Source organism: Brevibacterium sanguinis, assembly GCF_039528855.1.
Lineage (GTDB): Bacteria > Actinomycetota > Actinomycetes > Actinomycetales > Brevibacteriaceae > Brevibacterium > Brevibacterium sanguinis.
This window is the reverse complement of the sequence record NZ_BAAAMB010000002.1, coordinates 140,798-155,642: the sequence shown is the minus strand read 5'-3', so window position 1 is coordinate 155,642 and position 14,845 is coordinate 140,798. Positions and strand designations below refer to the sequence as shown.

Sequence of the window (14,845 nt, the reverse complement as noted above, 5' to 3'; positions counted from 1 at the left end):
TTTGGGTTCACCTCGCAGTCGGTGATAGCATGACATGCGTTGCCCGCGTAGCTCAGTGGATAGAGCGTCTGCCTCCGGAGCAGAAGGTCGTAGGTTCGAATCCTGTCGCGGGCACAGCGATCCGCCCATCTCAGTCGCTGAGGTGGGCGGTTTCTCGTTCTCCCCTCCGGTCAGCCAGACGATGAGGACAGTGATGACGACGACAACCGACACCGAGGTGGTGCTGCGGGCCCGCGGCCTGCGCAAGAGCTTCGGCCGCGACGACACCGCGGTGACCGCGCTCGACGACATCAGCGTCGACTTCGACTCCGGTCGGCTCACCGCGATCATGGGTCCCTCCGGGTCGGGCAAGTCGACGTTCATGCACGTCCTCGCCGGACTCGACCGCGTCGACTCGGGCGAGATCCTCATGCGCGGTGAGGACATCACCGCGCTCAACGACCGCGAACTCACCCAGCTGCGCCGGGACAGGGTCGGCTTCATCTTCCAGGCCTTCAACCTCGTGCCCACGCTCAATGCCGAGCAGAACATCGATCTGCCCGTGTCACTGGCCCGCGGCACCATCGACACCGCCTGGAAGGCGGAGATCGTCGAGCGCCTCGGCATCGGCGACCGGCTCAAGCACCGTCCGCATGAGCTCTCCGGCGGTCAGCAGCAGCGCGTCGCCGTCGCCCGTGCGCTGCTCACCCGCCCCGACGTCGTCTTCGCCGACGAACCGACGGGCAATCTCGACTCCCTCTCCGGCGCCGAGGTGCTCGATCTCCTCCATGCCGCCGCCTCCCAGTACGGGCAGACGATCATCCTCGTCACCCATGATCCTGCCGCTGCCGCGCATGCCGACCGGGTCGTCCTCCTCAAGGACGGACGCGTCGGGGGAGAGATCACCTCGCCGACCCCGCAGGCGGTCGCCACCGGACTGAGCGAGCTGAGCGGACAGTGATCGCCGTCGCCTTCGCGCAGATCCGAGTCCACTTCGCGCGGTTCACCGCGATCGGGCTCGGCATCGCGTTGGCGGCGGGCTTCGTCTCCGCGACCCTCATCATCAGCGCCTCGCTCGATGCCAGCGTGCGCGACGGCATCAGCCAGTCGTACGCCAACGCCGATCTCGTGCTCATGCCCGAGACGGGAGCCGACCTCGATCCTTCCGCGGTCGCCGCCTTCAGCGACGACCTCGCCGCGCAGCCGGGGATCGGCGCCGTCGACGTCGCGGCGAGCGCGATCGCCTCGGGCCGCAGCGACGCCTTCGCCGACACGGACTTCGCGATCTCTCCGACCCCCGTCGATCCGGGTCTCGACACCTTCGCCGTGCGCGAGGGAACCCGGCCGCAGGCACCCACCGACCTCGTCGTCGACACTGGGACGGCCGCCGACCTCGGACTGGGCGTCGGCGACGTCGTGCGCTTCTCCACCGCCTCGGCGCGCATCGACACCGACGCCGAGGAGATGCCGATCTACCGCGCCCCGCGCAGCGCCGTGACCGACTTCACGGTCGTCGGCATCGCCGAGATGGGGGAGGACCCGACGCTCGCCGGCCTGCCCCGGGCCCTGACGACGGCGGCGAGCTACCGCGAGCACTTCGCCCAGATCGGCCGGGTCTCGGCGATCCAGATCGACCTCGACGCGGATTCCGTCGACCCCGCGGCGGTGCGCGCCGGGGTCGACGCGTTCCTCGCCGACTCCGCCCTGCGCGGGCAGCTGCAGACGCTCAGCGTCGACGAGGCGATCGACCGGCAGGTCGCGGAGTTCTCCCAGGGCAGCAGCTTCATCGCGTGGATGCTGCTCGGCTGCGCGGGGATCTCCGTCGTCGTCGCCGTCCTCGTCGTCTCCAACACGTTCTCCGTCATCGTCGCCGGCCGCCGCCGCGAGCTCGCCCTGCTCCGCTGCCTCGGCGCCTCCCGGCGGCAGCTCTACGGGTCGGTGCTCGTCGAGGGCCTCGTCGTCGGCCTCGCCGGGTCGGTCGTCGGCGTCATCGCCGGGATCGGGGTCAGTGCCGCTCTCATCGCCGTGGCGCGGCGCTTCTGGGAGAGCGAGTTCGCCTACGTCTCGCTCTCGGTGCCCGGCTGGGCGCTCGTCCTCGGCGTCGTGGTCGGCGTCATCCTCACCCTGGCCGCGACCATCCGGCCGGCCCGCAGCGCGATCGCCGTGACGCCTCTCGAGGCGCTTCAGCCCTTCGACGTCACGGGCGCCCCGACCCGCCAGTCACGGGTCCGCGGGGCGGCCGGCTGGGGGAGCATCGCGATCGGGGCGGTGAGCATCGTCGCCGCGCTGGTCTTCGCCGCCGGGTCGAGCGCCTGGATCGTCGTCGGCGCCGTGGGCGGCGCCCTCGTCGTCGTCGGGATCGTCCTCTGCTCGGGTCAGATCATCCCGCCCGTCGTCTCGTGGATCGGCGATCTCGCCGTCACCCCGTGGGGGCTGCCGGGCCAGCTCGCGACGCTCAACACGCTGCGCAACCGCCGTCGCACCGGCTCGACCGCCGCGGCCCTCGTCATCGGCGTCACCCTCGTGTCCACCCTCGTCGTCGGCGGCATGTCGACGAAGGCGACGCTGAGTGCGGGACTCGAACAGCACTTCCCGATCGATGTCGCCGTGTCGCTGGGCAACGGCACCGATGCGACGACGCTGAGCGACATCAGGGACATCGACGGCGTCGACACGGCGGTGCTCGCCTATCACGGGCAGGTCGTCGACGACGAGGCCGAGCTCTACATCCTCGATCCCGGGTCCGCCGAGGCGCTCCTCGGCGACGCCGCCCCGCCGCTCGTGCCCGGCCGGGTCACCGTGCCCGCCGACTATCCGCGCGACACCGTCGTCGTCCGCGGCCTCACCGACACCGCATTTCCCGTCGAACGCGCCGGCGAGTCGACCCGGGCGTACTTCACGACCGCCGACGTCGGCAACGCCATCGGGATCTCCCCGGCCGCGACCGCTGTGCTCATCACGCTCACCCCCGACCAGAGCGTCACCGACATCCTGCGGATCCGGCAGGACGTCGCCGAAGCGCTCGATGTCCCCACCGACGAGGTCATCGGCTCAGCCGTCGACCGCGGACTCTTCTCCCAGGTCATCGACGTGCTCCTCCTCATGGCCGTCGGCGTCCTCTTCGTCGCCGTCCTCATCGCCCTCATCGGGGTGTCGAACACGATCAGCCTCTCGGTCATCGAACGGCGGCGGGAGAACTCGCTGCTGCGGGCGCTCGGATTGAGCCTCGCCCAGCTGCGCGCCCTGCTCGCGTTCGAGGCCGTGCTCATCTCCGTCGTCGCCGCACTCATCGGCCTCGCCCTCGGCGGGACCCTCGGCATCGTCGCCACCCGGCTCATCACCGCCGACTTCTCGAACGCCTTCGTCGTCGACTGGTCGCTGCTGGCGTCGGCGGGCATCCTCGTCGTCGCCATGCTCGCCGGCATCCTCTCCGCCCTCGCTCCGGCCCGACGCGCGGCCCGGCTCTCTCCCGTCGAGGGCCTCAAGCAGGAGAACTGAGCCCGCTGGACGGCCGGCACGACGTGACCCCGCTGGGCGGTCGGCGGCAGGGACAGTGGTAGAAAGGCCTCTATGAGGGCTGCCTGGACGACCGCGATCATCCTGCTCGGCATCGTCGTCGCCGCCTTCAACCTCCGTCCCGGCGTCACGGGGCTCTCGCCGCTGCTCGATCTCATGGGCGCCGAGATCCCGCTGAGCGCCGCGTTCCTCGCGATCATCGGGATGCTGCCGCCGCTCCTCTACGGGGTCGGCGGGTTCCTCGCCCCGCGGCTCGTCTCCCGGTATTCGGCGATCACCGTCAGCCTCGTCGCGATGATCATGATCGCCCTCGGCCTCGGTGCCCGCGCGCTCGTGTCCTCCCCGACGCTCTTCCTCCTCCTCAGCGTCGTCGCGCTCCTCGGCATGGGATTCGGCAACGTCGTCGTGCCCCCGATCGTCAAGTCGCACTTCCCCGACCGGGTCGCGCTCATGTCGACCGTCCACGTCGGTCTGCTCCAGCTCGGCACATTCCTCCCGCCGCTCGTCGCCGTCCCGTTGGCCCGACAGTTCGACTGGCGGGGCTCGCTGCTCGTGTGGGTCGCGTGTGCGCTCGTCGCCGTCGCCGTGTGGGCGGTCATCGCCGTGCGCAGGCCCCCGGCCCGGGTGACCGTGACCGCGACCGTCGTCGGCGGCGCCGAGCTGCGCCGCCTGCTGCGGACCCCGCGGGCATGGGCGCTGATGACGATGACGGGGATGACGTCGTTCAACAACTTCATCCTCTTCACCTGGCTGCCCCCGCTGCTCACCCGCGCGGGATTCGATTCCGCCTTCGCCGGGGCCATGCTCGCCCTCGTCACCGCCGTGCCCCTCGTCCTCGGCTTCGTCCTCCCGGCGCTCACGGCGCGCCTGCGCAGCGCCGCCCCGATCGTCATCGCCTTCTGCTTCAGCCTCGCGGCGGGCTACATCGGTCTCTGGCTCGCCCCGCAGGCGGCCCCGGAGCTGTGGACGGTGCTCCTCGGCATCGGCATCTCGACGTTCCCGCTCGCCCTCACCCTCATCACCCTGCGCTCGGCGACCCCGGAGGCCTCGGCGGCCCTCGCCGGCTTCGTCCAGGGCGGCGGCTACCTCATGGCCGCCACCGGGCCGCTGCTCTTCGCCCTCCTCGTCGAGAGCTCCGACACCCTCACCCCGGCGATCGTCCTCGTCCTCGCCTCCGTCGTCCTCAAGCTCGGCGTCACCATCCCGGCGAGCCGGCCCGGGCACATCTGAGCATGCGGACGATTCGGTCGGGGTCTGCCGCCCCGAGTACGCTGGGCACGTGACCCCGGAACAGCTGCACGTCGTCCTCGCCGAGGCGGCTCTGTCGACGCTGCGCCCCGCGGAGGATCCGGCCCCCACCGGCACTGTGCTGCGACGCGGCGGTGACGTCGCCGCGGGGGACTGGCAGTCCAATCTGCCCCTGCGCCTGGGCACGCGGGAGCCGCAGTCGACGGCGGAGTCCATCGCCGAGGCGGTCGCCTCCCACCCGGACATCGCGTCGGTCACGGTCACCGGTCCGGGATTCCTCCGCATCGTGCTGGAGACCCCCGCCCTGCTCGGCACTGTCGCGCAGGTCGCCGCGGGCCGCCACCTCGGCGATCCCGGGCCCGGAGCGACCCTCGCCTCGTCCGACCGGCCGACGGAGCCGGACGGTCTTGGAGTCCTCGACGCCGATGCCCTCCGCTACGGGTCGGCCCGCTCGCGCACCGCGACCGCCCTCGCCCGCGACGTCGAGCTGCTCCGCACGGCCGCTCCAGCCAACCCGCTCCACCGCGTCCAGCACGCCCATGCGACCGGGCGTCGCCTGCTCCGCCGCGCCGCTGCGGCGGGAATCCGCGTCGTTGCGGACGAGGCAGAGCATCGCACGCCGGACGTCACCCTCGCTCCCGCCGACCGCCAGCTCGCGCTGCGGATCACCGAGGCTGCAGGAGTCCTCGCCCGGGCGACCGGATCAGCGGAGACCGGAACTGCGCCGATCACATCAGCGGCGACCGGATCCCAGCCGGACGGCCCGCAGCCGACCGGCAGACAGGCCGGCACCGGCAGACAGGCCGGCACCGGCAGGCACGCCGACACCGGGAGGCGGCCGGGGGAGTCCCTGCGCTCGGTGACCGCCGTCCTCGAGGACCTCGCCGCGGCCCTCACCGCATGGTCGGCGGCCGAGCGCGCCATCGTTCCGACACTCGATGCCGACATCACCGCCGTCCACGCAGCTCGCTGCGTGCTCGCGGCCGGTGCGACCACGGTCCTCGCCACAGGACTGCGACTGCTGGGCGTCACCGCCCCGGAGAGGATATGAATGCCCGCCCACATCGCCGGTCAGCTCCATGCGACCCCCGCCCCCGTGTGGCTGCCCTACCCCGACGACGTCAATGCCGTCATGCCGAGCCTCTGGTCGGACAACGTGGCCAAGGGCGACGACGGCGTGCTCACGATCGCCGGGCACCCGGTGACCGAGCTCGCCGAGCGCTTCGGCACCCCGACCTTCGTCTTCGACGTCGATGACTTCCGCTCCCGCGCCGGGCTCTACCGCGATGCCTACGCGGCGGCGTTCGCCCCGGAGAAGGGCCTGTCCGGCGTCGACGTCTTCTACGCCGGCAAGGCGTTCCTCTGCACCGCCGTCGCCAAGTGGGTGCACGAGGCCGGTCTCGGGCTCGACACCTGCTCGCTCGGGGAGATGATGATCGCCCACGCCGCCGGCGTGCCGGGGGAGAGCATCGGTCTGCACGGGAACAACAAGTCGCTTGCCGAACTCGAGTACGCCCTCGACTACGGCGTCGGACGGATCATCGTCGACAGCCTCGACGAGGTCGATCGGCTCGAGGCCGTGGCCGCCGCCAAGGGCGTCATCGCCCCCGTCATGCTCCGCGTCACCGTCGGCGTCGAAGCCCACACCCACGACTTCATCGCCACGGCGCACGAAGACCAGAAGTTCGGTCTCTCCGTCGCCGCCGGCAAGGCCGCCGAGGCCGCCGCCCGCGTCGTCGACTCCGCGCACCTGCGCCTCGACGGCCTCCACTCGCACATCGGCTCCCAGATCTTCGACATCTCCGGATTCCAGGTCGCGGCCGCGCGGGTGCTCGCGCTGCGGGCCCAGATCATGTCCGACCACGGCGTCGACCTGCCCGACGTCGACCTCGGCGGCGGCTTCGGCATCCGCTACACCTCGCAGGACACGCCCATCCCCGTCGCGGAGATGGCCACCTCCCTCGCCGAGGTGGTGGCCAAGGAGTGCCGCGGGCTCGGGACGAACGTGCCGCGGATCTCCATCGAGCCCGGCCGCGCGATCGTCTCCCCGGCGGTGTTCACCCTCTACGCGGTCGGCACCGTCAAGGAGGTCGTCACCGACTCCGGTGTGCGCACGTACGTCGCCGTCGACGGCGGCATGAGCGACAACATTCGGACAGCTCTCTACGACGCCGACTATTCGTGTACCTTGGCCAATCGGAACTCCGATGCCGCCCCCGCCGTCGTCCGCGTCGTCGGGAAGCACTGCGAGTCCGGCGACATCATCGTCCGCGACGAGTACATGGGCGCCGACGTCGCCCCCGGCGACCTCGTCGCCGTCCCCGGCACCGGAGCCTACTGCCGCGCCCTGTCGAGCAACTACAATCATGTCGCCCGACCGGGGGTGCTGGCCGTGACACCGGATAGGGTGGACTGGATCGTCACTCCCGAGACGTACTCGCAGCTCTTTGCGAACGACCCCGGGATGGCCGACGCCACCCGGCAGTGACGATGACGCAGCCCCCACCTGTGCAGAGACCGAAGAACAGAGAGTGAGCCATGCAGCCATTGAAAGTCGCGATGCTCGGAAGCGGAGTCGTCGGCACCGAGGTCGCCGCACGCATCCAGTCCCGCTCCGAGGCGCTGGCGGAGCGGATCGGCGCCCCCCTCGAGCTCACCGCCGTCGTCGTCCGTGACCTGGGCAAGGACCGGCCCGGGATCGATCCCGGCCTGCTCACCACCGACGCTGAGGCGGCGATCACCGGGGCCGACATCGTCATCGAGCTGATGGGCGGGATCGAACCGGCGAAGACGCTCATCATGCAGGCGCTCGCGCAGGGATCCTCGGTCGTCACCGCGAACAAGGCGCTGCTCGCGGCGTCCTACGGCGAGCTCATGGCCGCCGCCGACGACACCGAGGTCCGCCTCGAGCACGAAGCCGCGGTGGCCGGTGCCATCCCGATCATCCGGCCCGTCGGCGACTCGCTCGCCGGTGACCGCATCGACCGGATCATGGGCATCGTCAACGGGACGACGAACTACATCCTCGACCAGATGGACACCGAGGGCTGGGACTTCGCCGACGCGCTGGCCTCGGCCCAGGAGCTCGGATACGCCGAGGCGGACCCGACGGCCGACATCGGCGGACACGACGCCGCCGCGAAGGCCGCGATCCTCTCCTCGCTCGCCTTCCACGCCCCGATGACGATCGCCGACGTCCACGTCGAGGGGATCACCGGCATCACCGCCGACATGGTCGCCACGGCCAAGGAGCAGGGCTTCGTCATCAAGCTGCTCGCGGTGTGCGAACGCGTCGCCGACTCGCCGGCCGGACCCGGCCTCTCGGCCCGCGTCTACCCCGCGCTGCTGCCGCGCACGCATCCGCTGGCCTCGGTCCACGGGGCGTTCAACGCCGTCTTCGTCGAGGCCGAAGCAGCCGGCTCCCTGATGTTCTACGGTCAGGGCGCCGGGGGAGCGCCGACGGCCTCGGCGGTCCTCGGCGACGTCGTCTCCGTGGCCCGGCGCCGCGTGCTCGGCGGTCGCGGACAGTACGAGCGTCCCTTCCACCCCGAGACGACGCTGCTGCCGATCTCGGCGATCACCACGCGCTATCACATCACCCTCGACGTCGTCGACCGTCCCGGCGTGCTCGCCGCGGTCTCCGAGGTCTTCGCCGCCGAGGGCGCCTCGATCGAGCTCATGCGCCAGACGATCGGCGAGATCGACGACGACGGCGTCCAGCACGCCAAGCTCGTGCTCGCGACCCACGAGAACACCGACGCCGCGCTGTCGCGGACGGTCGAGCGCCTCGGCGAACTGCCCGTCGTCCGCTCCGTCGTCTCCGTCATCCGCGCCGAAGGCCAGTGACCCGACCAACCCGCATGCGACACAAGAGAAGGACGAACATCGCGTGAGCACTTACCCCAGGCACCAGTGGCAGGGCGTCATCGACGAATACCGCAGCCTCATCGACATCGGGGAGACCACTCCGTCGGTCAGCCTCGGCGAGGGCGGAACGCCGCTCATCCGCGCCGAGCGCCTCAGTGAGCGCACCGGCGCCGAGGTGTGGGTGAAGTACGAAGGCCTCAACCCGACCGGCTCCTTCAAGGACCGGGGGATGACGATGGCGATCACCCAGGCCAAGGCGCAGGGCGCGAAGGCCGTGATCTGCGCGTCGACGGGCAACACCTCGGCCTCGGCCGCGGCCTACGCGACGAAGGCCGGACTCACCTGCGCCGTGCTCGTGCCCGCCGGCAAGATCTCCCCGGGGAAGATGAGCCAGGCCGTCGCCCACGGTGCGACCCTGCTCGAGGTCGACGGCAACTTCGACGACTGCCTCACCCTGTGCCGGAAGCTCGCCGAGTCCTACCCCGTCCATCTCGTCAACTCCGTCAACCCCGACCGCATCGAAGGTCAGAAGACGGCGTCGTTCGAGGTCGTCGACGTCCTCGGCGACGCCCCCGACATCCACGTGCTGCCCGTCGGCAACGCCGGCAACATCACCGCGTACTGGAAGGGCTACAACGACTACCGGGCCGCCGGCGTCTCGACGCGGCTGCCGCAGATGTGGGGCTTCCAGGCCGCCGGCGCCGCGCCGCTCGTCCTCGGCCACCCGGTCACCGACCCGGACACGATCGCCACCGCGATCCGCATCGGCAACCCCGCCAGCTGGGAGCGGGCGATCGCCGCCCGCGACGATTCCGGAGGCCTCATCGACTCGGTGACCGACGACGAGATCCTCGCCGCGCACAAGGTGCTCTCGCGCGAAGAGGGCATCTTCGTCGAACCCGGATCGGCCGCCTCGGTGGCAGGTCTGCTGAAGATGTCCGAGGCCGGTCGCGTGCCGGCCGGCGCGACGATCGCGGTGACCGTGACCGGGCACGGGCTCAAGGATCCGCAGTGGGCCCTGCACACCGCCGACGGCGCCGACCTCGAACCCGTCCGGGTGCCCGTCGATGCCGTCTCCGCCGCCCGCGAGCTCGGACTCGAGGACCGGTGAGCCGGGTCTTTCGGCTCGAGGTGCCGGCCACCTCGGCGAACATCGGACCCGGTTACGATTCGCTGGGCCTGGCGCTGCGCCTCGTCGACACGCTCGTCCTCACCCTCGGGGACGAGCCGGTCGACCCGGATGCCGCGGTGACCGTGCGCGGGGAGGGCGCTGAGGATGTGCCCACCGACCATTCCCACCTCATCATGCGCGTGCTGTCGGACGTGCTCGCGCAGCTGCAGGGCGAGAGCGCTGCGGCGATCATGACCCGGCTCAGCCTCGACTGCACGAACCGGATCCCCCATTCGCGGGGCCTCGGATCGTCGGCGGCCGCAGTCGTCGCCGGCATCGCCCTGGCCGGTGCCGTCTCCGAGTCCCTCGGCGGGCCGGGGCTGACCCGGGAGCGGATGCTCGAGCTCGCCGCAGACCTCGAGGGCCACCCCGACAATGCGGCGCCGGCGATCTTCGGCGGACTGACGATCGCGCTGCCGGAACCGGCCCGCGCCTGGACGGTTCCCGTCCGCACCGTTGAGACGGTCACGGTCCTCATCCCCGCTGTGAGACTCGACACACTCACCGCGCGCGGCCTCATTCCGGCAACGATCGCCCACGCGGTCGCGGCGGAGAACTCCGCGCGCACGGGACTGCTCGTCCACGCCCTGAGCACGGACGCGACCGCGCTGCTCGAGGCCACCGACGACCGCCTCCACCAGGAGTTCCGCCGCAGCGCGTACCCTGAGTCGATGGCGCTCGTCGACGATCTCCGGGCCCGGGGGATTCCCGCGGTGATCTCCGGCGCGGGACCGACCGTGCTCGCTCTCACCGGGGATGTCCCCGCCGAGGCGGTGCCCGCGGGGGTGCGCGCCGTGCCCGTGGGGATCGATGAGGAGGGATTCCGGCTCGAATTCGCGTGATCGGGCCGGAGGAAGTAAACTGGTGCATGTTCCACCAGTGAACGGGCTTGGCGGTGTCACCGCGAACCCCATCTCAACTTCACGAATCCTGGAACATCTCCTGCACTCTTCAAGCAGGATGTCTTTCACAATGCACCGTCAAGGGTGTTTCCGTCGCCGTGGGATTACGGCTCTTTGCCGCACGGCCGAATGAGGGAGAAGGACCTTCGTGTCTGAAACCACAACCCCGGATTCCACACCGCGCACCGGCAGTCTGACCGCTCTGCGCCTTCCCCAGCTGCAGGAAATGGCAGCGGGAATGGGAATCAAAGGATACCGTCGACTTCGCAAGGGCGAACTCATCGACGCCATCAACAACCAGGGCGGATCGGGCGCCGGCACGGCTCCCGCCCCCACCACCGCGGCGCCGGCCGACACCGCTGACTCCTCGGCCTCCGAGGGCAAGCGCGGCCGCCGGCCCGCCCGTCGCAGCGCGGCTGCGACCGCCCGTGAGGACTCCGCGGCCCGCGAGGACGCCGAGACCAGCGCGCCTGAGACCACCGCCGCCGAGACTCCCGCTCCCGAGGCTGCTGCGGCACCCGCCGCCGAGACCGCCGGTGACGAGCAGGCCGGCCAGGAGCGCCAGCGCAACCGCCGCGGCCGCTCGCGTTCGCGCGGCGGTGACGCCGACACCGATCAGGGCGGCGACGAGGCCGCGAACCGTCGCAGCCGTCAGGGCGACGCCGAGGAGCGCCGGTCCGACCGCAAGGACCGCGAGGAGCGCAAGTCCGACCGCGAGGATCGCGGCAACGACCGCCGCGACGATCGCAAGTCCGACCGTGACGAGCGTGGCAACGACCGCAAGTCCGACCGCGACGACCGCCGGTCCGATCGCCGCAACCGCCAAGGCGACGGCGACGACAACCGTCGCGACAACGACAACCGTCGCGACAACGACAACCGTCGGGACAACGACCGCCGGAACCGCAACGGCTCCGACGACGACGAGCGCGGCGGCCGCCGCGGTCGCGGCCGTGACCGCAAGCGTCGCGGACGCGGGGGAGACGAGCCGGAGCTGCGCAGCGACGACGTCCTCATCCCCGTCGGCGGCATCCTCGATGTCCACGACAACTACGCGTTCCTCCGCACCTCGGGCTACCTGCCCGGGCCCAACGACGTCTACGTCTCGGCGTCGATGGTGCGCAAGAACGGTCTGCGCAAGGGCGACGCCGTCGCCGGCGCGATCCGTCAGCCGCGTGAGGGCGAGCGTGGCGGCAAGCGCGAGAAGTTCGACGCGCTCGTCCGCCTCGACTCCGTCAACGGACTGAGCGTCGACGACGCGAAGAACCGCGTCGAGTTCTCGAAGCTCACCCCGCTCTACCCGCAGGAGCGCCTGCGCCTCGAGACCACCTCGAAGCTGCAGTCGACCCGCCTCATCGACCTCGTCACCCCGATCGGCAAGGGCCAGCGCGGACTCATCGTCGCACCCCCGAAGGCCGGCAAGACGACGATCATGCAGCAGGTCGCCAACGCCATCACGGAGAACAACCCCGAAGTCCACCTCATGGTCGTCCTCGTCGACGAACGTCCCGAAGAGGTCACGGACATGCAGCGCGCGGTCGCCGGAGAGGTCATCGCCTCGACCTTCGACCGTCCCGCCGACGATCACACGACGATCGCCGAACTCGCGATCGAGCGGGCCAAGCGCCTCGTGGAGATGGGCTCCGATGTCGTCGTCCTCCTCGACAACATCACCCGCCTCGGCCGCGCCTACAACATCGCGCAGCCGGCCTCGGGCCGGATCCTCTCCGGTGGTGTCGACGCGAACGCGCTCTACCCGCCGAAGAAGTTCTTCGGCGCCGCCCGCAACATCGAAGGCGGCGGCTCCCTGACGATCCTCGCCACCGCCCTCGTCGAGACGGGGTCGAAGATGGACGAGGTCATCTTCGAGGAGTTCAAGGGCACCGGCAACATGGAGCTGCGCCTGTCGCGCCAGCTCGCCGACAAGCGCATCTTCCCGGCCGTCGACGTCAACGCCTCGTCGACACGTCGTGAGGAGATGCTCATGACGCCGGAGGAGACGAAGGTCATGTGGCGTCTGCGCCGTCTGCTCTCGGGTCTCGAGCAGCAGCAGGCCGTCGAACTCCTCATGTCGAAGCTCAAGGAGACCGGCTCGAACGCGGAGTTCCTCATGCAGGTGCAGAAGACGACGCCGCTGCCGAAGTCCTCGACCGACGACCACTGAGATGAGCAGTGACAGCCTCACGGCCGGCCTCGCCGTGCTCGTCGACGAGCACACGAGGCTGTCCGAGGAGCTCTCCGACCCGGCCGTGCACGCTGATACCGGCCGGGCTCGGAAGCTGTCGCGCCGCTATGCCGAGCTCGACCGCATCGTCGTCGCGGCCCGTCGCGTCGACGAGCTGCGCGACGATCTCGCAGCGGCCGAGGAGCTCGGCGACGACGATCCCGAGTTCGCCGCCGAGGCGACGCGCCTGAGCGCCGAGCTCGAGGCGGCCGACGCCGAACTCCGCGACCTCCTCATCCCGCGCGATCCCGATGACGCCCGGGATGCGATCGTCGAGATCAAGGCGGGGGAGGGCGGCGACGAGTCGGCGCTCTTCGCCGGTGACCTCCTGCGCATGTACGAGCGCTGGATCGCCTCCCACGGGTGGTCGTCCCAGGTGCTCACCGCCACGCATTCCGACCTCGGCGGCTTCAAGGACGTGACGATCGCCGTCAAGGCCGGTGCCGACGGCGCGTACGGCTGGCTGAAGTTCGAAGGCGGCGTCCACCGGGTCCAGCGCGTCCCGGTCACCGAATCCCAGGGCCGCATCCACACCTCGGCCGCCGGCGTCCTCGTCTTCCCGGAGGTCGACGAACCCGAGGAGATCCACCTCGAGGACAAGGATCTGCGCATCGACGTCTACCGGTCCTCGGGCCCCGGCGGACAGTCGGTCAACACGACGGACTCGGCGGTGCGGATCACGCACCTGCCCACCGGGATCACCGCGAGCTGCCAGAACGAGAAGTCGCAGCTGCAGAACAAGGAAGCGGCGCTGCGCATGCTCCGCGCCCGCATCCTCGCCAAACAGGCCGAGGAGGCCGCCGCCGAAGCCGCCGACATCCGCCGTTCGCAGGTGCGCACCGTCGATCGCTCGGAGCGGATCCGCACGTACAACTTCCCGGAGAACCGGATCACCGACCACCGCACGGGGTTCAAGGCCTACAACCTCGATCAGGTGCTTGCCGGCGACCTCGACGCCGTCATCGGCTCGAACCGCGACGCCGACCGCGCGGCGCGCCTCGAGGCACTGGGGGACTGAGCTGGACCCGACCACCATGGACGTCCCCACTCTGCTGCGGGCCGGTGCCCGTGTGCTCACCGAGGCGGGGGTGCCCTCTCCCGAGACCGACGTCTCCGCTCTGCTGGCCCATGCATGGGACATCGATGCATCGACCCTGGCCCGTCGCCGGCTCTTCGCCGAGGCGGTCCCGGCCGCCGTCGCCGACCGGTTCGCCCGCCTCCTCGACGAGCGCAGCCGCCGCATGCCGCTCCAGCACCTCACCGGTGTCGCGCACTTCCGCCGTCTCGATCTCGCGGTCGGTCCCGGCGTGTTCGTGCCCCGACCCGAGACCGAACTCCTCGTCACCGAGGTCCTCGATCACCTCGCGCACCGGGAAGGCGACACCGCCCCGCTCGTGCTCGATCTCTGCTCGGGCTCGGGGGCGATCGCCCTGTCGGTCGCCCTCGAGCGCCCGGGCACCCGCGTCATCGGCATCGAACGCGAAGCCGCGGCCCTGCGGTGGTCACGGACGAACCTCGCCCGCCTCGACCTCGGCGCCTCCGACGTCGACCTCATCGCCGGCGATGCGACGACCGCGGCCAGCGACCATCCGGAGCTCGTCGGCACCGTCGACGTCGTCGTGACGAACCCGCCGTACGTGCCCGATGCGGCCGTGCCGAAGGACCCCGAGGTGCGCGACCACGATCCCGCCGCCGCGCTCTACGGCGGCGTCTCCGGACTCGAGATCCCCGCCCTCATCCTCGCTCAGGCGGCGCTCCTGCTCCGTCCCGGCGGACTCGTCATCATGGAGCACGCCGAGGATCAGGGCGCCGGGGTCCGCGAGATCATCGCCGGTGTGGCGGGTCTGGCAGCTGCGACCACGTTCCCGGACTACACTGGACGCGACCGCTACACGGTGGCCGCGGCGACCGCTCCGCGCACCCACCCGACGAGCTGAC

The 14,845-nt window shown here is 70.9% G+C and carries 11 protein-coding genes and 1 tRNA gene; all 12 read left to right on the top strand.

Annotated features, from left to right (window positions below):
- The first annotated feature begins 41 nt into the window (after positions 1–41).
- The 12 genes from ABD154_RS02105 to prmC all read left to right on the top strand — a co-directional run bounded on the left by ABD154_RS02105 (position 42) and on the right by prmC (position 14,844).
- Positions 42–114: transfer RNA gene (locus ABD154_RS02105), tRNA-Arg, on the top strand.
- 79 nt (positions 115–193) lie between these two features.
- The gene (locus tag ABD154_RS02100; protein ID WP_198498583.1) at positions 194–940 is read left to right on the top strand and encodes an ABC transporter ATP-binding protein; all 747 of its coding nucleotides are present in this window, start codon (positions 194–196) and stop codon (positions 938–940) included.
- Complete coding sequence (locus tag ABD154_RS02095; protein ID WP_198498584.1) at positions 937–3,477, top strand: ABC transporter permease; 2,541 nt, start codon at positions 937–939, stop codon at positions 3,475–3,477. Before ABD154_RS02100 ends, ABD154_RS02095 begins: the two co-directional genes overlap by 4 nt.
- Before the next feature lie 72 nt (positions 3,478–3,549).
- Positions 3,550–4,725: an MFS transporter gene (locus ABD154_RS02090; protein ID WP_198498585.1), complete on the top strand. Its 1,176-nt coding sequence runs from the start codon at positions 3,550–3,552 to the stop codon at positions 4,723–4,725.
- A 49-nt stretch (positions 4,726–4,774) separates the two neighbouring features.
- Positions 4,775–5,794: a DALR anticodon-binding domain-containing protein gene (locus ABD154_RS02085; RefSeq protein WP_198498586.1), complete on the top strand. Its 1,020-nt coding sequence runs from the start codon at positions 4,775–4,777 to the stop codon at positions 5,792–5,794.
- Positions 5,795–7,231 (top strand): diaminopimelate decarboxylase, encoded by a 1,437-nt coding sequence (gene lysA, locus ABD154_RS02080; protein ID WP_198498587.1) that lies wholly within the window; start codon positions 5,795–5,797, stop codon positions 7,229–7,231.
- 50 nt (positions 7,232–7,281) lie between these two features.
- On the top strand, positions 7,282–8,589 hold the full coding sequence (locus ABD154_RS02075) for a homoserine dehydrogenase (protein WP_198498588.1): 1,308 nt from the start codon (positions 7,282–7,284) through the stop codon (positions 8,587–8,589).
- A 43-nt stretch (positions 8,590–8,632) separates the two neighbouring features.
- On the top strand, positions 8,633–9,721 hold the full coding sequence (gene thrC, locus ABD154_RS02070) for a threonine synthase (RefSeq protein WP_137825922.1): 1,089 nt from the start codon (positions 8,633–8,635) through the stop codon (positions 9,719–9,721).
- Complete coding sequence (thrB, locus tag ABD154_RS02065) at positions 9,718–10,623, top strand: homoserine kinase (RefSeq protein WP_198498589.1); 906 nt, start codon at positions 9,718–9,720, stop codon at positions 10,621–10,623. The genes thrC and thrB overlap by 4 nt, the downstream gene beginning before the upstream one ends.
- Before the next feature lie 208 nt (positions 10,624–10,831).
- On the top strand, positions 10,832–12,847 hold the full coding sequence (gene rho, locus ABD154_RS02060) for a transcription termination factor Rho (RefSeq protein ID WP_198498590.1): 2,016 nt from the start codon (positions 10,832–10,834) through the stop codon (positions 12,845–12,847).
- A 1-nt stretch (position 12,848) separates the two neighbouring features.
- Complete coding sequence (gene prfA, locus ABD154_RS02055) at positions 12,849–13,925, top strand: peptide chain release factor 1 (RefSeq protein ID WP_198498591.1); 1,077 nt, start codon at positions 12,849–12,851, stop codon at positions 13,923–13,925.
- Positions 13,926–13,941: 16 nt separating this feature from the next.
- Positions 13,942–14,844 (top strand): peptide chain release factor N(5)-glutamine methyltransferase, encoded by a 903-nt coding sequence (prmC, locus tag ABD154_RS02050; RefSeq protein ID WP_198498592.1) that lies wholly within the window; start codon positions 13,942–13,944, stop codon positions 14,842–14,844.
- Position 14,845: the final 1 nt, after the last annotated feature.

What these genes read in the sequence shown, in the direction of transcription:
- ABD154_RS02100 (WP_198498583.1), top strand. Translation starts at nt 194, where the DNA reads ATGACGACGACAACCGACACCGAGGTGGTGCTGCGGGCCCGCGGCCTG.
- ABD154_RS02090 (WP_198498585.1), top strand. Translation starts at nt 3,550, where the DNA reads ATGAGGGCTGCCTGGACGACCGCGATCATCCTGCTCGGCATCGTCGTC.
- lysA (WP_198498587.1), top strand. Translation starts at nt 5,795, where the DNA reads ATGCCCGCCCACATCGCCGGTCAGCTCCATGCGACCCCCGCCCCCGTG.
- ABD154_RS02075 (WP_198498588.1), top strand. Translation starts at nt 7,282, where the DNA reads ATGCAGCCATTGAAAGTCGCGATGCTCGGAAGCGGAGTCGTCGGCACC.
- prfA (WP_198498591.1), top strand. Translation starts at nt 12,849, where the DNA reads ATGAGCAGTGACAGCCTCACGGCCGGCCTCGCCGTGCTCGTCGACGAG.
- prmC (WP_198498592.1), top strand. Translation starts at nt 13,942, where the DNA reads ATGGACGTCCCCACTCTGCTGCGGGCCGGTGCCCGTGTGCTCACCGAG.